Here is an 18,673-nt window from a genome sequence, read left to right on the forward strand (position 1 = left end):
CTGTTGTGCCTTAGCATCGCTTGGGTTTCAATCCGTCCACTTCCTGCAAACCAGCCAGATTTCACCTTTTCGCGCGGCTTCTTACCTCTTATGGTAGTGCTAACGAGTGGTAAACAGGTTCAATGCCTGTGTTTCGGGGCGTATAATGAGACTGATCTGTCCGAATTGCGATGCACAATATGAAGTGCCAGATGATGTGATGCCAGCCGCAGGTCGGGATGTGCAATGCTCCAACTGTGGAAAAACATGGTTTCAACATCACCCCGATCATACGCCGGATGAAGATATCAGCGTTGACGATCTTCCTGCATCAGACGAAGAAACCGCGCCACCTCCCCCTCCTCCGGCAGCACCTGCCGCGCCTGCGCACCCCGAGCGCAAGCAGCTTGACCCTGCCGTTGCAGATATTCTACGGCAGGAAGCGGAGGCCGAACGGGCAGCGCGCCGCGCCGCGCAGTCGGGCGGGTTGGAAAGCCAGCCCGATCTGGGCATGGGGTTGGAGGATTTTCAACCGGAAGACGACGTCGACCGTCGCGCGCGAGAAGCGCAAGAACGGATGGCAAAGTTACGTGGTAATGACACCCCCGAAGTTCAGGTCGCAGGCGGCGGCACAGCCACAACCGCAGCAGCGCTTGGCTCGCGCCGTGATCTGCTACCCGATATCGAAGAAATCAATTCGACCCTTCGCTCGGGAACTTCGCGCACCGGAGCCGGTAGCGCTGACGTCGACCCGATTATCGAGGCCCCGACACATCAACGCAAGCGGCGCGGGTTCAGAACCGGCTTTCTAACCGTACTGTTGATCTTTGTTGTACTTCTTGTGATCTATATCCTCGCGCCGCGGCTTTCTGCGGCAGTTCCCGCTCTGGAAGGTCCGTTGCAAAGCTATGTCAATGCAGTTGACCAAGGGCGCGTGTGGCTGGATGACAAGGTGAAAAGCATGTTGCAATCGCTGGATTCTGCTGCGGCGGACAGCAACAACTGATCCTGCTGCCGTCCGTCCTCGTCACACTAGAACCTGTCCAGTAATCTGTTGAGATAATCGCGCTCTACCTCGGGGCGCGTGGCCTCGCCGGAACGGCGGCGGATTTCATCCAACAGTTCGCGCGCACGGCCATAGGCATCATCGTTCAACTCGGCCTCACTATCACTGCCTGTTGCGCCACTGTTGCCTTGATCGCGGCCAAGCGGATCACGGTTGCTGGCGCGCCTGTCGCCATCTTGCGTCCCCTGACCGGGCTGCTGGTCGCGTTCCTCTTGCGCAATCGCTTCACCCAGTGACCGCATGCTTTCGCGCAGGGCTTCCATCGCCTGCGACTGGTTGTCTATCGCCTCTGCCAGTTCGCCGTTTCGTAAATTCTGTTCGGCCTGATCCATTGCCTCGCCTGCGCGATCCAGTGATTCGCGCGCGGCGTCCCCCTCTGGGGTGCCTTGGCCGGGCATCCGCCCTTCTTGCCGACGCAATTCATCACGAAGTTGCTGCTGGCGCTGTGCAAGATCCTGTTCGTCAACGCGCCCCGATCTGTCATCGGCGCTTTGGTCGCCACCACCTTGTTCTGCGTTCTCCTCTTGCCCGTCCTCGCCTTGGCCCTGCTGGCCTTCATGGCTTTCGCCACGGCCCTGCCCGCCGTTGCGGCCTTCGTTATCGGGGTTTTCACCGGCTTGCGCGTTCGGATTGAACTGTTCCTGCAAGTCTCGGAAGGCTCGATCGCTGAGGCCTTGCTGTTCGCGCAGCGTGTCCGCCAGCCCTTCCATGGCCTGTTCGCCGGCAGACTGGCCACCTTCGCCCTGCTCCCCCTGCGTGACCTGCATGTTCTCCATCAGCTCTTGCAGCTCTTGCAATGCCTGTTCGGCCTCGGCCATGCGGCCCTGCTTCATCAGTTCCTGAATACGATCCATCATGCGCTGCAGGTCATCCTGCGTCATCTGCATCGTTTCGCCCTGTTCGCCCTCTTGCGGGTCCTGCCCGTCACGGCGTTCGGCCTGCTCACGCTGCAACTGCTGCATGTATTCTTCGGTGGCGCGGCGCAATTCCTGCATCAACTCCGCTATTTCCTCATCCGATGCGCCGTTTTTCATCGCCTCGTTCAATCGCTCTTGGGCGCGGCGCATCCGTTCGCGGGCATCCTCCAGATCACCCTCCTCCAACTCCAGCGCCAGATCCCACATATCCTGCGCCAGCTTGGTCCGGTTCTCCTCATCCATCCCGTAACGTGCCTGCGTCTCGATCCGGCTGATCAGTTTGCGCAGCCGCAAAGCGGTCGTTTGCGAGCGGAACACGTCTTCGGGCAAATAACTGATTGCACGTAGTATCTGCGCGCTCCGGCGGCTGTTATCGACACTCCAGAGTATGTCACGACGCATTTCGATCACTGCGGCTGCTGTCGGATCAAAAAACCGTCGGCCCGGCAATGTTATTTGCATCGGTGCGGTTTGTGCCTGCTGCTCGGCCGCGTCCAGCGCTGTCATCATCACAGTTACCGGCAGGTTGGCCCACGGATGCTGCGAGAAATCGTCGATCAGGTTTTCCTCGAACGCGGTGCGATCTCCCGCGATGGGCATTGGCAAAGGCACCGTAATTTCCGCGCGCGGATCGGGTTCGGCTTCCAGTCCATAGCGCCGCTCGACAGATGCCAGATCAAGCATGATGCGCGCTTCTCCCGCTTCAACGCCGTAATCGTCTTTCGCGGCAAACGGCAGGCGCATCTCACCCAATGCTGCAACTTTGGGGGCGCCCAGAATAACGATTTCGGGCGCTGCGTCAGCCCGTACGGCAACATCCCAAGACCGCCCGTTCGCACCACTGACCGAAATTTCTCCGCTCTGGTTTACCTTGAAGTCGAACGCCATTTCCGGCGCCGTGTCAGGCCCTGCCCCGTGCGGCGCGCCCGAAACACTTTCAACGACATCCAGCGCGCCGACCTCACCGTAAAGGCGCATGGTTATCAGCGTCCCGATCGGCAGCACCAGCCTGCCTTCTGCTTGATCGTTCAAATATAATGTGGGCTTGCCGGTATAGCGCGGCGGCTCCGCCCAACCCTCCCAGACGGGGCCGGTGGCGACTGTGTTCGTTCCGCCCGACACCATTTCGGCCACGGTGCCAACGCGCCAGACAGACCCGAACAGCAAAGCCATTCCAAACATTAACACCGCAACATAACGCAACGCATAAGGGTCGCGCGCGGACACGCGCAAATCCGCCGGCACCGCCTGTGCTACAGCCGCGCGGGCAGACATGCGCCGCTGATGCGCGCGCCATACAGCAGCCGAGGCATCGTCCTGCGCTCCTATGGCCTGTGCATCCAGTATCGCGGTCAGCGGATGCCCCGGCAAACTGTTATCGAGGCGCACCATCGCATCTGTCCGCGTCGGCCAGGACCATCGGCGCACCGCATAGGCAATTGCCCAGACACACGCACCCGCCGTCACTCCGACCAGCGCCCAGATCCATTCGATGGCAATAGCTTCATGTAAGCCCAGCATCGCAGCCGCCAGCGCAAACATTATAACGCTCATCATCGGCCACAGGCTGCGCACAGCAACCTCGGCGAACATGCCAAGTCGCGTCAAACGAAGCGGGCGCTGCAGCGCTGCCAACGTGCGTTTCGAAACATCGGTACTGAATTGATCCATTACGACCTTTCGGGGTGCTCAGGGTACGGAATGCGCCTCGAGCCATTCAGGTATGGTATCGCGATTTATCATTTCGTCAAAGGTCGGCCGTGCGCGGATAACCGCAAATTGATCACCATGCACCATAACTTCGGGGATCAGGGGGCGCGAGTTGTATTCGCTGGCCATGACAGCACCATAAGCACCGGCACTGCGAAACGCGACCAGATCGCCTGCAACCAGCGGCACCATATCGCGCTGCTTGGCAAACGTATCACCCGTTTCACACACGGGACCGACAATGTCGTAGGGCTGTTTTTCACTGCCAGCGGCGGCTTCGATCACCGGAACAATCTCATGATAGGCTTCGTACATTGCCGGGCGGATCAAATCATTCATCGCCGCATCAAGGATCAAGAAATCGCGCCCTTCGCCGGATTTAACGTAAATTACTTCACTGACCAACAATCCGGCGTTGCCCGCAATCAGACGGCCGGGTTCAATCTCGATCTCGCACCCCAGATGGCCCAGCACCCGCTGCACCATTGCGCCGTATTGTGACGGAAGCGGCGGCGCTTCGTTGCTTCGCTCGTAGGGGATACCCAGACCGCCGCCCAGATCAAGGCGCGAAATCGTATGACCGTCAGCGCGCAACTGTTCCGTCAATTCGGCAACTTTCCGATACGCCTGCTCGAATGGTGCCAGATCAACCAGTTGCGATCCGATATGCACATCAATTCCGACAATTTTCAATCCAGTAAGGCCCGCCGCCATAGCGTAAACTTCCCGCGCGCGCGCAATCGGAATACCGAATTTATTTTCCGATTTACCCGTGGCAATCTTTTCGTGTGTCTTTGCATCCACATCGGGATTCACACGTATCGTGATCGGCGCTACCTTCCCCAATTCCAGCGCAACCGCGTTCAGTACTTCCATTTCGGGTTCGCTCTCGACGTTGAATTGCCGGATTCCCCCTTCCAACGCCACACGAATTTCGCGGTCTGTCTTGCCTACGCCGGAGAAAACGATTTTGTCACCCGACACCCCTGCGGCACGCGCCCGCCGGTATTCCCCCTCGCTGACAACATCCATTCCCGCACCGGCCTGCGCCAAAGTCCGCAGCACGGCTTGATTGGAGTTCGCCTTCATCGCGTAACAAACCAGATGGTCCATTTCCTCCAACGCCTCATCAAATGCCTGAAAGTGGCGCAGCAACGTCGCAGTAGAATATACGTAAAACGGCGTGCCCACAGCGGCCGCAATCTCGGCTACAGGCACATCTTCGGCGAAAAGCGCACCGTCACGATAGAGGAAGTGATCCATTCTTCATTTTTCCCTTAAACTCAATTCCGCCCTACCGGACAGGTGCCGTCCGCAAAAATAGATACAGCGGCAAGCCACAGCTCACCCCGATGCAAAACGTTGCAGGAATGGCAATCAACGCGCCCCAGTTACGGCGGGTGGCTACTTCGGCAATGATCCAGACGGTCAGAGCAACAGCGGCGATCGTTAAATCCCAAACCAGACCGCTGGTGGCGAAATTGACATGCCATGCATCGACCATGGCCATAATATCCCAGCTGTTTTCCTGAAACCACTGAACAAAGTAATACATCGGATGCACGGCACCCCAAACAGCAAGCCCCAGATAGATCATGCGCAGAACAGACATTAAAACCTCCGTGTCACGCCAATATTGGCGTGACCTGAAACATGCACGCCCGGCGTAGTCACTGACGGCTGCTGACGGGGCGAAATTTCATTTTGCCGCACGCCGGCAGAAGGCTCGCAAGCAACAACACCCATGACAGCAACGGCCAGAATGTACTTCACAGCCCGAGCCCGACCCGCAGCGGGTCTTTCTTCAATCCGACATTCGCGCCCAATCCAACACCAGAGGGTGACAACCGCACGTTTACACCACCTGTCGGCTGAACAGGTTCGCCATCGACCCCGCAGGCCCCCAAAAAAAACACCGCCGCGATAGCCAGCTTTCTCATTCGATCAATTCCTTCCAACGGGCGACCTGCGCACGCACTTGCGCGGGTGCAGTTCCGCCGTATGACATGCGGGAGTTTACCGAATTCTCCACACCAAGCACGGAGAATACGTCATCCGTTATCCCCGCATGGGTGGCCTGCATTTGGGCCAGCGTCAGATCGGGCAGATCACAGCCCTGCTTTTCGGCTAGGGCCACCAATGATCCTGTAATGTGGTGTGCATCGCGAAACGGCAGGCCAAGCACGCGCACCAGCCAGTCGGCGAGATCGGTTGCCGTGGAAAAACCGCTGCCCGCCGCATTGGCAAGCTGCGCGCGGTTGGCGCTCATGTCGCGCACCATCCCTTCCATCGCCGCAAGCGCAAGCATCAGATTGTCGGCAGCGTCAAATACCTGTTCCTTATCTTCCTGCATGTCTTTGGAATAGGCCAGCGGCAGCCCTTTCATCACCATCATCAGGGCGACATTCGCACCAAAAATGCGCCCGATCTTGGCGCGGATCAGCTCTGCGGCGTCAGGGTTCTTCTTTTGTGGCATTATGCTGGATCCGGTCGAGAAACGATCCGAAAGCGTCACAAACCGGAACTGTGCTGACGACCAGATCACCAGTTCTTCGGCAAAGCGGCTTAGGTGCATGGCGCAAATACTGGCCGCGCCGAGGAATTCCAGCGCAAAATCACGATCACTGACCGCGTCAAGACTATTGGCCGCAGGGCGATCAAATCCAAGCGCCGCCGCTGTCATCTCGCGGTCAATCGGAAAGGACGTTCCGGCAAGAGCGGCAGCACCGAGCGGAGATTCGTTCATCCGTGCCCGCGCATCCCGCATCCGGCCCAGATCACGGCCAAACATCTCGACGTAGGCCATCATGTGGTGCCCCCATGTCACGGGCTGTGCCGTTTGCAGATGGGTAAAGCCGGGCATCACCCAATCAGCACCCGCTTCTGCTTGCGTCAAAAGCGCGCGGATCAACGCCAGAAGCGCCCCCTCTGCCGCATCGAACTGGTCACGCACCCAGAGCTTGAAATCCGTCGCAACCTGATCGTTTCGCGACCGGCCCGTGTGCAAACGCCCTGCCGGCTCTCCGATAACTTCCTTCAGGCGCGCCTCCACGTTCATGTGGATGTCTTCCAGCGCGGTAGAATATTCAAACGTCCCGCCTTCGATTTCTGACAAGACCGTGAGCAGGCCTTCCCGTATTGCGTCTGCATCGCTAGTCTGGATAATGCCCTGTGCGGCCAACATTGCCGCATGCGCACGGGACCCTGCAATATCTTGGGCAGCCATCCGTTGATCGAAGCTGATCGAGGCATTAATTGCCTCCATGATCGCATCGGGACCAGCGGCGAAACGGCCGCCCCACATCTTGTTCGAAGTCTTGTCTGTCATTTGCCTATTCTCCGGAGGAATCCATGAAGAAACTGTTGCTTGCCCTCGTCTATACGGCCCTTACCGCAGGTGCAAACCCTGCGCTTGCGGCGGATGCAGATATCATGCTGCCGCTGGTTGCAGGCGATATGAAAAAACTGGTCATTCATGATGCCCCGAAATCCACATCATCCGCCGCGTTTGAACTGGCCGATGATGCAGGGCGCGCAACGCTGGAGGACTATCGCGGTAAATATGTTCTGGTGAATTTCTGGGCAACATGGTGTGCGCCCTGCCGCAAGGAAATGCCGCACTTGTCTGAACTACAAGAGGAACTGGCTGGCAAACATTTCGAAGTGCTGACAATCGCGACAGGGCGCAACTCTGCCGCAAGTATTGCCAAGTTTTTCAAAGATGTGGGCATCTCCAACCTGCCCCACCACATGGACCCCAATCAGGCGCTGGCAAGCCAGATGGGCATTTTCGGCCTGCCGATCACCGTACTGCTGGACCCCGAGGGTCGCGAGATTGCGCGCTTGCGCGGTGATGCCGATTGGGCCAGCGACAGCGCCAAAAGTATCATTAAGGCGCTGATCGAAAAGCATACCGCAAGCTAAAGCGCGCGGATCAGGCCGCGTGTGTCAATATCGCGGCCTCTGACGCTGACAGGGTACGGCGTGCAAAGCTTCCATAGGTGTGCGGATCGTATTCCAGCTCGGGACACTCATCCAACAGACGCTGGCGGTCGTTCTGATCCAGCGTGGCAAATGCCGCCGATGCGGGATGAAAGCTTTCTGTTTCCAGGCCGTTTGCCCATAATATCTGGTGCTGGTCGAGCAAGACATGAATATAGGTCACTTCGCGCACCTGCATATCCACCGTGATCGTTGTTCCGTTGATCAGATCTTTCGCGGTCACCAGCACCTCTGATGTATTAAACAGGCTGTGGGCCGCTGCCCCTTTTATCAGCATCCGGTGCTCGGGAGAGACAAGAAGATCGTCATCGGGCCGCTCCAGCCCCAACGCGCCACCGGCGATCCTGATCGGGCGCAGCTTTGGCATCGCGAACAGCCGCGCGCCCGACATCCGGCGGGTTCCGATCCAGCGCAGGGGTTGCAACCCGTTGTCTTTGGTCTGAACCAGATCACCCTCGCGCAAGTCCTGAATAAAACGTGTGCCGTCTTCTGTTTTGATCCGCGTTCCGGGGGTGAAACAGATCACACCACCCTGCTGGGGGCTTGGATCGTTTCCGCGAACCGTTCCAAGCGTGTGATGCACAATCCAAAGATCACAGTTGCGTGGCGGCATCTCATTCAAAAACATTAACAACGGCTGGCTGCCGCCGCCGACTTCTATCAACGTAACGCTATAGCTCTTGCCGCCGTCGGTGACGACAAAACTGTTGTCCATCAACGGCGAGCTGTCATCACCCGCATCGCGCGCGCGTGGACCTGCCTCGCGCTCAAGCGCCGCACCAACCAAACGATGCACCATTCGTGCCGCCCGTTTGCGCAAATTTTCAGTTCCGTCCGCATCGTTCAGCCGCAAAACATCGGATGGCCCGTCCACACGCACAGCGTCCCCACGCCATGCCCACGCAGCACCTACGCTTAACGCCTGCACAGGTGCAGCATCAAGACCATCAATTTCTGTTTGCGACCAGGAGATGACGAACGTGCCACAAAAGCCCGTTCCCATTTACTAACTCGCCCGCCTCAGTATTTTTTTATTAATCCATTGATAACAAAACCGAGGGCATCTGAAAAGATGGAATGAGTATTAGGTCCGATCTGTTGCGGATGAGCCAGATCAAAAGCTGAAGTTGACACTGACCGAGCCGACAACCTGCCCGCTTTTCTGTGCTTTGAACTCTTCGCCGAGATAGGTCAGCCCGTAAAAGGCCGTGGCCCGCTGCCCCTGCCAATGCATACCGGCGCGCACGCGATCACGGCTTTGGGTGAGTTCATAACCACGGTCTTCGGGCAAATAAGTGCTATCAGTGACATGGGCCATATCGACCCCCAGCAGGAAGGAAAAGCCGGAATTGGCATCATTCCTGATCACACGGTAGCGATGTCCGGTAACACTTTCGCGGACCAGAAGTTCGCCGGTGCCGACTGTGCCGAAAGTTAGATCAATGCCCGCGCGCACCATCGTTTCGACACCTGCGCGCCCTTCAAGAAAGGGCCGCAGGTGCAGCCGTGGCATAAGGGCTAGATCACGACCAAGTTCTGCAACAACGGTCGGGTGAACGCCGTTCCCGATCTGCCCGTCAAGTGTAGCTTGCGAAGGCTTGCGCACGCCCAGCACTTTGTGAACTGCGCGCTGGAAACTCCCCAAACCGGAATCCGCGCCGATCACAACCAGATCAGCGCCCAGTGCCGCATCAAATCCCTGCCACGTAAAATGCGTATGAGCGCCTATGGACAATGCCCCGGCATAGGGTCGGTCACCGGCGGACGCGCGCGTCAGGTTGTCAGGCGCCAATATCTCGGAGGACAAACGCAGTTCGACCAGATCACCGAACGCGCCAGGGCGCTGGCCGTTCCAATCGCCGCCCCATATCCGCGAAGAAGTCCAAGCGCCGGTTCGCCAACGGTCCTTACCATCACCGAAATAGTCGTTTGTCATCAGGCGACCGTAGCCAAGACGCTGTCTTTCGCCTGCATCCACTGTCTGGGCAGTAATGAAAAGTGATATTGTGAACGCAATAAGTGAGCCGGCAATACTTTTAAGCACAGAAATTCCCTGTCGTGTCCGCCCCCACAGCGGCTTTCTGTCTACGCCAATTTCGTGTTCCACGCCAAGCGTAAACTTGCCCCGTTCCGATACAAACCACAGTGCGACATTGATGCCACGCAATAACGCGGGAATAATGCGTCCGGTCATATTTTGCCTCCGCGAAAGCGCGGACAAAATCGATGAACCCGCGATTGAGAGTTTCGATCTGGCCGCCATCAATGTCAGAACGACTAGTCGATTGCATTTGCGTAACGAGGATTCTCTTGCGGCGTCGGTAAAGTGATTTACCGGATTGGCGGGCTTTCATTTATTGTAAAGATCACATCAATATCAGGCATCGGGGCTCTAATCGCCGTGTCACTTCGCAGATCCGAAGTCGCAAGCTTTGGGTATATCCCTGACCACTGGCCCGCTGCGTTGCGGATTTTTTCATCTTAGGGCTTGGAGTTTATTGCCTGCAATTCTTCGAGCAGATCAAGCAATTGCTCCATTTTCTCATCCCCGAACTGCTCACGCAGATCAGCGACCAACGCTGCTGCGTGTTTGCCGTGCTCTTCCAGAATGGCAGTGCCTGCCGGCTCAATGCTGACGATGCTACGGCGGCGATCTGCCGGATCTTCCAGTCTTGATATCAGCCCGTCAGCCTCCATGACCCGTAAAATTCGCGTCAGGCTGGGCAACAGCAGACAAGCGCGTTTTGCAATGCTGTTTTGATCTTGCGCTCCGCTTTCGCGCAAAACCCGCAACACACGCCATTTTTGCTCGGTCACGGGGCTTCCGGCTAGCATTTCACGCATTGGCCCCATTACTGTTTCACGCGCGCGCAACAGTGCGATAGGCAGCGAGCGGTTCGTCTCGCGTAGAGGCGAACTCTCCAATTGGGGTGTCTCGTCATTTTTCATGCGCTTAGTAAGAGCCACCACCAGCCACGCAGCGCAAGACTTATTTTAACTAAATAGGGCAAATAATAGCCGGAAATGCGAGCATAAAGCAGATATGGGAAGGCGTTAGCTGCTTCCTTTCATCCATTCCAAATGCCTGGGATTAAACCGCAGGGATAGCACCTGCGCCGCGCAATCCCTTACGCCCGCTGAAATTAATGTCTCTGACCGGGCCAGTCCCTGACAATATCAGAACCTATAATCCTCCTCCCCTGCTTCGTTCTCGCTCATAGCAGTCGGCGTTGATGTCTCGCCGTCGAGATCAAACATCAGAGTCGCTTCGACATCATCATGCGATGCCGCGGCCATCAATGCTTCGGGGTCGGCAAAGTTATCTGTCAGTCCGTCTACATCAATCTTGTCGATGTCACCCTTAAGGCCAAACTCTTCGATCTTCACGGTGCCCTGCAGGTTTTTGCAGCACAGAGTTATCGTCGCCCGCGCTGCCTGACACCGTGTCACCTCCATCGCCGATGATCAGCGGGTCGCTGCCTTCGGCTAAGGCCGGGGATCGCACCACCACCTTCTCCACCCGTCAGAACATCTGCCGCCTCTGTCCCTGCTGTCGCACCGGATGCAAGTAGATCTACACCCTGATAAACGAGCGCTCCGACATTACCGATAAGGCATTCATTCGATGAAAGTCTGGTTTCGCTTACCAAAGTAGAATCGCGATCAACATCTACGTGAACCGCGCCATTCTTTGCCAAACCCATCAAACCGTCGTCATCCACCGCGACTGTCCAGACAGCAGTTTCAACCTCTTCGCTTGCATCCACAGTTGATATTGTGTGTGTTAGTCTATCTACGAAAATTGCAAACCCTATCGTGTAAGTTGATCATGACTGAGCCAGAGCAGTGTTGTGCTGCCCCGAATCGTCACCGATATCGAACACCATCTGGCGTTCCGCGCCGCAACTATCGTCAATTCGTGCAGTTGCGGCGAGCTTAAAGGATCTCTGAATCCGGGGCATATCTATCGCTGGCATCAATCAATCAGTTATTTCATGCGAATGTTCCAGCAGCACCAGTTTTCACTGAAACGATTACGCAGAATTTGTTGCGCTCGACTTTATGGCTAATCTTATCAAGTCAATTCGAGACTTTGAGACTCCTCAGGAATATGCTCTTTGATCACAAGGTTCGCGCAGTTGTTCACATGAAGGCTGGGAAACCATGCCAAGCACGGTATTCTTCTTGGCAACGATCATTTGGACACATCGCTTTGCGCAGTACAAAGGGATTCAACTTGACGAAACGAAGGTCAGAAACTGAAAGGTGATTGATGGCTGCTGGCCAAGGTCTGCCACCTCAATCTTGTCATTAAAACCTCCCAACTAAGACCCGTCGCCCTAGATCAATAAAAGAATTTTAGTTGGAAACCCCGAAATGACTTCCCCGCTTATGTACAGACGAAAAAATATGATCTTGGGCGCATTGGTTGCTGACGCTGCAGCGCTGGGCTTGCACTGGATCTATGATCAGGACCACATTCGTAGAATCGCGCCTGATGCGCCGGAATTCATGTCGCCCGATCCGATGAATTACAAAGATGGCATGGGGTATTTTGCCCACCAGAAACGACCTTCAGGAGCGCTGTCGCAATATGGCGAGCAAACGATGGTGATGCTGTGGTCACTAGCGGCTTCCGGCGGGCATTTTGATCCGCAGGGTTTTGCAAATCAGTTTCGCGAATATTTCGGATATGGTGGAGATTATGTAGGCTATATCGATCATGCCACACGGGACACTCTGGATAACTTTCGCCGTTTCGAGGATGCGGCGCAGGCCTGTGCGAACGACCTACTGTTTAACTCTGATGACCAGCAGCGCAAAGCGATTTTGTCCAAGGCGCTGGCATTGATGAACGAGCAAGAAGGGGCGAAACTTAGCGATGCATTTGACGCAGCACTGCATAAAATATCTGACGATGCGAATGTGGTTCGAGATGGTCGTCATCTGCTAGACGCTCTGATCGCCTTGCCTCACACCACCGGAGCATTCGATTTCCAATTGCCAGCTATCGCGAAACTGCCTGCACTTGTCGCCGCACTGCATCTGCAGGGAAAATCCGACGGACCTGATTTTCTTGAGGCAGTTGGTTCCGCCATCCGAACGACCAACGATCATCCAATTGCTGTGACATACGGTATAATCAGCGCTAGAATGATGACCGCCGCGCTTGTCAGTGGCAGCTTAGATAATGTGATCAACGCAGCGCTAATCACAGATGATACCGAAACGCGTGATCTATTACAAAAAGCGGTCGCGATGAAAGATAAGAACAACGCGGTTATGACTAAAAAATTCGGCATGGCCTGCGATCTTCCTTACGGCGTGCCTTCCGCCCTGCATAATATCGCTACCGCTTCGGGTTTCAGGTCGGCAGTCAGGCAGAACATCTACGCGGGCGGAGATTCCTGCGGGCGAGCGATATTGGTTGGGGCTGTCATGGGTGCAGTTCATGGTATTGGAGGAGAACATGGCATTCCTCTCAACTGGATTGACCGACTGGAAAAGAAGGGGGAGGCAACAAGACTGCTGAATCAGCTTTTCGGATAGGACAATTCGCCGCGATCGAGCAGCCTTCCAATAGTGGAAAAAGAGAACAAAAGTAGTTTGGGAAGTTACGCCCGACGTAGGCTAGGACGCTGTTCTTGCCACAAGCATATTGGTCGTTTCTGTTGATGCCGCTGGCATGGTCACCGAAACAATGCAGCCGCGCTTTGCTCCTGCACGAACGTTGATTGTCCCGCCCCAGCCCGCAACGGTTTTTTTGACGAAAGCGAGGCCCAGTCCAGTACCCTCTACTTTGGTGAGCCTACAAAATGGCTCGAACACTTGTGCACTTTTTTCAGCAGCAATCCCGGGGCCGTCATCCTCCACTTCGATGGTAACATGTTCGCCCCTTTTATGCCCGCGTAGGATAATGTGACCCGCAATCCGGTCGTTATGTTTGGCCGCATTTGTAATCAAATTTCGCATTACCATGTCAAAGGCATTCGGGTTCACCCGCACCGGACAGATATCCGGCTTGATTGTCACGGTTATCGCGGGACTGACGGCTGACAACGTCAGGATGTTTTCAAACCGTGCGTCGGGTGCGAAACATACCGATGGTGCAGCATCGAAATCGGCTTTAGCGTACTCGAGCAAATCCCCTACGAGGGACCTCATCCGGTTTGACAGGTTCTCCAATATGGCAATATTGCTTTGGACTTCGGCAGGCAGTTTAATCTGCGCATCGGCAACATCTTCAAGAATAAAATTCAGTAGCGCGACCTGTTGCACAAGTGGCGCCTTGAGATCATGGGCCGCCATGGCCGAAAACGCCAGAAGCTGCTGGTTTTTCCGAGAGAGCTCCTCACCTTGCGTGGCGATGCGTTCATTTTGCAAATGCACCTCTGTCACATCAACCCAAATCGCGGCAAAGTGGCCCGAACCGAGGCGAAACAAGGTTAAATCAAACGTATTGCCCTCGGAAGTAAGAACGTTTCGTTGAACTAGTTTGCCTGCACGCAGACGCGCTGCTGTCGTCGCTGCAAATCTGCCCATCTCCGACTGTGTCATCTCGGTTGCAAACATCTCGTTTTTATGGGCGTACATCCACGCTTCTTGCATGGTTGCAGCGCGACGTAATTCAGGCACCAAAAGTGGGAACCGCACCTTAAAACCCGCGTTCCAATTGACCGCCTTCATATCGCTGTCAAAAATGATAATCGCAGCCCGAATATTGTCGAGCGCGTCAATCAGTAGCTGGTTCTGACCATTCTCTACCAGCAAGACCGCTGACCGGCGTCGAAGTCGTATCGCGTAAACGCCCAGCGCAACTGTCGTCATCGCGATACCGCCCACAATCAGCGCTACGTTGCCGAACCATGGATGGTGAACAATACTACGATCGCGCCCGAACCATTGCGCGCGCAAGGTTTCCAGAATGTCTGGCGTTGCAGGCACTTCAATTGCGTCGTTAAGCGCCGCGTGTACGTCCGGCAATTCTCTGCGCACCAGCAAGCCGTATGGAATAATCGCCAAAGGCGGTTTCAGACGGCGAATTTTGTCTTCCATAAAATGGGCGCGCAGCCGAGCATCAAACGTTTCAGCTACACTTACAACTGCATCCAGTTCACCATTGAGGAGAGGCAAAAGGAGATCGTCAGAATTGCGAAACTCGACAATATGGTTTTCTGAGATCAATTTCGCGGCGGTCTGCGTAATGGCACCAGCAACAACGCCGATCTTTCTGCCAGAAAGCGAGCCAATCTCGCGAATTTTGGTATCTTGGCGCACATATACAGCCAATACGTATTCTCCCAAAGGGAGCGTGGCCAAGCCTGCGCGGCGGCGCGCCGGAGTCAGCGCCATGAACGGGGTCAGATCAACCTCGCCACGCGCCAGCATGTCAAGAAATTGCCGCGGGTTTTCTGCTGCGGTGAATGCCACATCATACCCCGCACGTTCAGCCAACATGCGAGTGACATCGGCGTTATAACCCTGGACGCTGCCATCTTCTGCGGTGAATTGATAGGGGGCAAAATCACCATAAACCGCTGTCAGAATAGGCCGCTCCGCAACCGGCTCTGCTGATAAAACGCACCCCAGAAAAAACGACGCAAACAGCACATTTGCCAGGACGAACAGCCGCAGAATCGATTGCATAGTCATGCTTTCGCAACAGGAAAAGACATCTTCTATCTAGGGGGCGCGCATAAACTTGACGTTAACAGCATCGGCAAACGCACCGTATGCATACACCTGCTTCTCGGCGGGATGACACTTCACCATCGTTACCCCCGTAATCCGCTTGCACCGCCACTCATTTCGCCTACCCTGAAATCAGGGAGGACATCATGACAAGCTGGACATCAGACATCACAAACCTCATCGGGCAGGAGACACATTTTGACGGGCGCGTTCTGCGCTGTTTTACTGATCGCCCCGCCCACCTGAATGCAATGTTTGCGGATGCTGTTGCACGTGCGCCGGATGCAGAAGCGGTTGTCAGCGGTGGCACCCGGCTGACATACAAGATGCTGGACCGGCGGATCGCCGGATTAGCCGGAGGTTTGCAGGCGGCAGGTGTCGGACGCGGTGACCGCGTGGCAATATTGCTCAGCAACCGGAGCGAATTTCTGACCACGTTGCTGGCCTGCCTGCGGCTGGGCGCAATCGCGGTTCCCGTCAATATCCGTGAAGGTACGCCAGAGCTTGAATACATCCTTGATCACTGTGGTGCGCATCTGCTGGTTTACGGACCGGAACTGAAAGACCGGCTGCCAGCACGCAGCGCCCTGCCCGCGCTGGAACACGCGGTCTGTGTGGACACTCCCGAATTTGACAGGCTGATCGATGGCCCACCTCTGGCCGCAGTCGACATCGAGGAGGAAACCACCGCCGTGATCCTCTACACCTCAGGCACCACAGGCAGGCCCAAGGGCGCGATGTTGACCCATTTCAACATCATTCATTCCTCCATTCATTTCGAATTATGTATGGGGCTTGGCGCGAACGAGCGTTCGCTTTTGTCGGTGCCTGCCAGCCATGTAACAGGGCTAATCGCCACGATCTTTACGATGGTGCGCACCGCTGGCTGCACAGTGATGATGGAAACTTTCCGCGCTGATGGTTTTCTGGCCCTTGCTGCTGAGGAAAACGTAACACAAACGCTGATGGTTCCGGCAATGTACAACCTGTTCCTGCTACGCTGCACGGTTTCCGATTACGACCTGCGCCATTGGCGCATCGGTGGTTATGGCGGCGCGCCGATGCCGCAATCGACCATTGCGGAATTGACTGAAAAGCTGCCCACGCTGACGCTGGTAAACGCATACGGCGCAACCGAGTTGACGTCACCCGCAACGATTATGCCCCATGGATACGGCGCAACCCGCGCGGATAGCGTCGGCATTGCTGTCCCTTGTGGTGAAATTCGTATTGTCGACCCAACCGGCGCAGACGTTCCCGAAGGCGAGCATGGCGAGCTGTGGATCAAAGGGCCGATGGTTGTGCCCGGTTATTGGGAGAACCCGGAAAAAACGGCGTCCGAGTTTACGGACGGGTATTGGAAGAGCGGTGACGTGGGATCGCGCGATGCAGACGGCTTCATCCGCCTGCACGACAGGCGTAAGGATATGGTCATCCGCGGGGGGTATAACATCTATTCAGCCGAAATCGAAAACACATTGACTGCCCACGCCAGCGTCATCGAATGTGCCGTTATAGGGCGACCCGATCCTGTGCTGGGTGAGAAAATCCATGTTTTTGTGCATACAACCGATGCCGCGTTTGATGAAGACGCGGCAAAGGCGTTTGTGCGCGCCCATCTGGCCGATTACAAAGTGCCCGATTTTGTGAGCCTGTGGGACACGCCTCTGCCCCGCAACGCCAACGGCAAAGTCGTGAAAACCGAATTGCGAAAGCTGGTGTAATTCCGCCTACCGATTCAGGCCTGTCCGTTGAGGGCTGGCCAACCCAGACCACCAATGCGGCGTCTGGCAACAAATATCCCGATCCACAGCGATAGCAGCAAGCCCGTGCCCACGCCAAACGCAATCCCCAGACGGACACCGGTAAGCCCACCGTCGATCACATAGGCAAACAGCCAGATAAACAGCGCAATGCCGATCCATTGGCGATATATTCCGATCCACATGGTCCAGGCCGCTTTCTTTAATGCCTGCAACAGCGAGTTGATGGAAAACAGAACTACATACAGTGGCAGGATTACGGCCTCGACTTTGAGGAAAAGGGCGGAAATTCGGATCACTTCGGGATCGTTCGAAAATACCCGCGCAGCGTAGCCGCCCCCGAACCACAGGAACGGAAACGCAAAGACAGTCATCACCACACCAATCATCCAGCAGCGGTGAAACGCCTCGCGCACCCTCGCATGGTTTCCCGCGCCGAAATTCTGTGCGGCAATCGGCACCAGCGAAATGGTGATCCCCAGCGCAGGCAGCAGGAAAAGCTGTTCTACCCGCATGGTGATGCCGTAGGCGGCCAATGATGCCTCGCCATAGTCTTTCAGCGCGTATTGCACGATGAACCCGCTGGAGAACGTGACCAGCAGAGCAAACCCCGCCGGAAAAGCCTGTGCAAAAATCTCGTAATATTTTGCGGGATCGGGGATGAATTCGGACAGTTTCAGATCCTGCATCAACGCACGGCCAAACACCCGCGACAGGATAAACACGGCCACTCCCGTCTGGCTGAGGATTGTGGCCAGTGCGATGCCGTTAAACCCCATGCCCCCGATCACACCCGGAATACCGTACATCAGCAACGGGTTCAGGCCCACGTTCACAAAGAACGCGACGACAAGCGCACGTTGCAGAGTCAGCGTATCGCCGCGCGCTTGCAAGATACCGTTTGCCGCAGGCCCCATGATAAAGCCGGGCAGCGCGAAGATCAGCCACTGAAAATACCCCAGCCCCGCATCGCGGTAGCCCCCCGGCTCTGATACAATGGCGATCAGGGAGGGGCCTACGAAGGCTGCAATCAACATCATGGTCAGGGTCGCAAGCATCGCCAATCCGATGCCTTGCGCCGCCAAATGCCGCGCATCCGCAGCATCCTTGCGCCCCTTTGCATTACCCACCAGTGCGCTGAGCGCCGAGCCAAGCCCAAAACCGATAGCAACAAGAATGAAGAACGCCTGAAAGCCCACCGCCAGACCTGCCTGCGCCTGCGTCCCGAAAAACCCTGCGTAGAAGGTATCCACAACGTTGTAGAGGGTGCTGAACAGCATCCCGATCGCAGCAGGAACAGCCAGTCTGCGGAAATGGCCGCCAAGCGGGCCTTCGGTCAGATCATGTTCAATCATAACGGGGCTTTCAGGATTAATCAGCAAACGCCTGCTAAATGGCGCTCTTTTTTGCGATATTACAAGCCATCGAAATATTTCGTCCCCAGCCAACCTCCGCTGTCTCCCGCTGATCGGTGAGGTTTACGATTTGTGCATTGCACCCTATCCCGTAAAGATCACCGGGCAAAAACCGTAAAAGCGGACGCA

At 56.0% G+C, this 18,673-nt stretch carries 16 protein-coding genes; 4 read left to right on the forward strand and 12 right to left on the reverse strand.

The features are described 5' to 3' along the window. Positions 1 to 145: 145 nt before the first annotated feature. Positions 146 to 985, forward strand: coding sequence for a zinc-ribbon domain-containing protein (locus tag OS189_RS12915; RefSeq protein WP_267167738.1), 840 nt, complete (start codon positions 146 to 148; stop codon positions 983 to 985). Positions 986 to 1,011: 26 nt separating this feature from the next. Here the strand turns inward: OS189_RS12915 and OS189_RS12920 are convergent, their stop codons facing one another. The 6 genes from OS189_RS12920 to argH are packed head-to-tail and all read right to left on the reverse strand — an operon-like array spanning position 1,012 to position 7,000. Then, positions 1,012 to 3,633 (reverse strand): TIGR02302 family protein, encoded by a 2,622-nt coding sequence (locus OS189_RS12920; protein ID WP_267167739.1) that lies wholly within the window; start codon positions 3,631 to 3,633, stop codon positions 1,012 to 1,014. Between the two features lie 18 nt (positions 3,634 to 3,651). Further along, the gene (gene lysA, locus OS189_RS12925; RefSeq protein ID WP_267167740.1) at positions 3,652 to 4,935 is read right to left on the reverse strand and encodes a diaminopimelate decarboxylase; all 1,284 of its coding nucleotides are present in this window, start codon (positions 4,933 to 4,935) and stop codon (positions 3,652 to 3,654) included. 31 nt (positions 4,936 to 4,966) lie between these two features. Continuing rightward, positions 4,967 to 5,284, reverse strand: a complete 318-nt coding sequence (locus tag OS189_RS12930; RefSeq protein ID WP_267167741.1) for a DUF2834 domain-containing protein — start codon at positions 5,282 to 5,284, stop codon at positions 4,967 to 4,969. Further along, positions 5,284 to 5,445, reverse strand: coding sequence for a hypothetical protein (locus OS189_RS12935; protein ID WP_267167742.1), 162 nt, complete (start codon positions 5,443 to 5,445; stop codon positions 5,284 to 5,286). The genes OS189_RS12930 and OS189_RS12935 overlap by 1 nt, the downstream gene beginning before the upstream one ends. Beyond that, complete coding sequence (locus OS189_RS12940; protein WP_267167743.1) at positions 5,442 to 5,612, reverse strand: hypothetical protein; 171 nt, start codon at positions 5,610 to 5,612, stop codon at positions 5,442 to 5,444. Before OS189_RS12940 ends, OS189_RS12935 begins: the two co-directional genes overlap by 4 nt. After that, positions 5,609 to 7,000: an argininosuccinate lyase gene (argH, locus tag OS189_RS12945; protein ID WP_267167744.1), complete on the reverse strand. Its 1,392-nt coding sequence runs from the start codon at positions 6,998 to 7,000 to the stop codon at positions 5,609 to 5,611. The genes OS189_RS12940 and argH overlap by 4 nt, the downstream gene beginning before the upstream one ends. A gap of 23 nt (positions 7,001 to 7,023) precedes the next feature. Here argH and OS189_RS12950 point away from each other — a divergent pair, with 23 nt between their 5' ends. Beyond that, complete coding sequence (locus OS189_RS12950; RefSeq protein WP_267167745.1) at positions 7,024 to 7,596, forward strand: TlpA family protein disulfide reductase; 573 nt, start codon at positions 7,024 to 7,026, stop codon at positions 7,594 to 7,596. Positions 7,597 to 7,606: 10 nt separating this feature from the next. Here OS189_RS12950 and OS189_RS12955 read toward each other — a convergent pair whose 3' ends face one another. The 4 genes from OS189_RS12955 to OS189_RS12970 form a co-directional block, all read right to left on the reverse strand. Next, positions 7,607 to 8,677 carry a Hint domain-containing protein gene (locus OS189_RS12955; RefSeq protein ID WP_267167746.1) on the reverse strand — a complete coding sequence of 357 codons (1,071 nt, stop codon included), beginning with the start codon at positions 8,675 to 8,677 and terminating at the stop codon, positions 7,607 to 7,609. A 111-nt stretch (positions 8,678 to 8,788) separates the two neighbouring features. Further along, positions 8,789 to 9,868: a lipid A-modifier LpxR family protein gene (locus OS189_RS12960; protein WP_267167747.1), complete on the reverse strand. Its 1,080-nt coding sequence runs from the start codon at positions 9,866 to 9,868 to the stop codon at positions 8,789 to 8,791. A 287-nt stretch (positions 9,869 to 10,155) separates the two neighbouring features. Next, positions 10,156 to 10,641 carry a homoprotocatechuate degradation operon regulator HpaR gene (hpaR, locus tag OS189_RS12965; RefSeq protein WP_323380229.1) on the reverse strand — a complete coding sequence of 162 codons (486 nt, stop codon included), beginning with the start codon at positions 10,639 to 10,641 and terminating at the stop codon, positions 10,156 to 10,158. A gap of 210 nt (positions 10,642 to 10,851) precedes the next feature. Beyond that, the gene (locus tag OS189_RS12970; RefSeq protein WP_267167748.1) at positions 10,852 to 11,061 is read right to left on the reverse strand and encodes a hypothetical protein; all 210 of its coding nucleotides are present in this window, start codon (positions 11,059 to 11,061) and stop codon (positions 10,852 to 10,854) included. 1,023 nt (positions 11,062 to 12,084) lie between these two features. Between OS189_RS12970 and OS189_RS12975 the strand changes: the two genes are divergently transcribed. Beyond that, entirely contained in the window at positions 12,085 to 13,224 is a 1,140-nt protein-coding gene (locus tag OS189_RS12975; protein ID WP_267167749.1) for an ADP-ribosylglycohydrolase family protein, read from the forward strand. An 81-nt stretch (positions 13,225 to 13,305) separates the two neighbouring features. Here OS189_RS12975 and OS189_RS12980 read toward each other — a convergent pair whose 3' ends face one another. Then, positions 13,306 to 15,321, reverse strand: coding sequence for an ATP-binding protein (locus OS189_RS12980; RefSeq protein ID WP_267167750.1), 2,016 nt, complete (start codon positions 15,319 to 15,321; stop codon positions 13,306 to 13,308). 191 nt (positions 15,322 to 15,512) lie between these two features. On the opposite strand from OS189_RS12980, the gene OS189_RS12985 reads away from it, so the two are divergent. Continuing rightward, positions 15,513 to 17,090, forward strand: coding sequence for a class I adenylate-forming enzyme family protein (locus OS189_RS12985; RefSeq protein WP_267167751.1), 1,578 nt, complete (start codon positions 15,513 to 15,515; stop codon positions 17,088 to 17,090). A gap of 14 nt (positions 17,091 to 17,104) precedes the next feature. Here OS189_RS12985 and OS189_RS12990 read toward each other — a convergent pair whose 3' ends face one another. Continuing rightward, positions 17,105 to 18,484 carry an MATE family efflux transporter gene (locus OS189_RS12990; protein WP_267167752.1) on the reverse strand — a complete coding sequence of 460 codons (1,380 nt, stop codon included), beginning with the start codon at positions 18,482 to 18,484 and terminating at the stop codon, positions 17,105 to 17,107. Positions 18,485 to 18,673 lie beyond the last annotated feature (189 nt).

Origin of the sequence: Sulfitobacter sp. F26169L (genome assembly GCF_026410285.1) — a bacterium.
Lineage (GTDB): Bacteria > Pseudomonadota > Alphaproteobacteria > Rhodobacterales > Rhodobacteraceae > Sulfitobacter.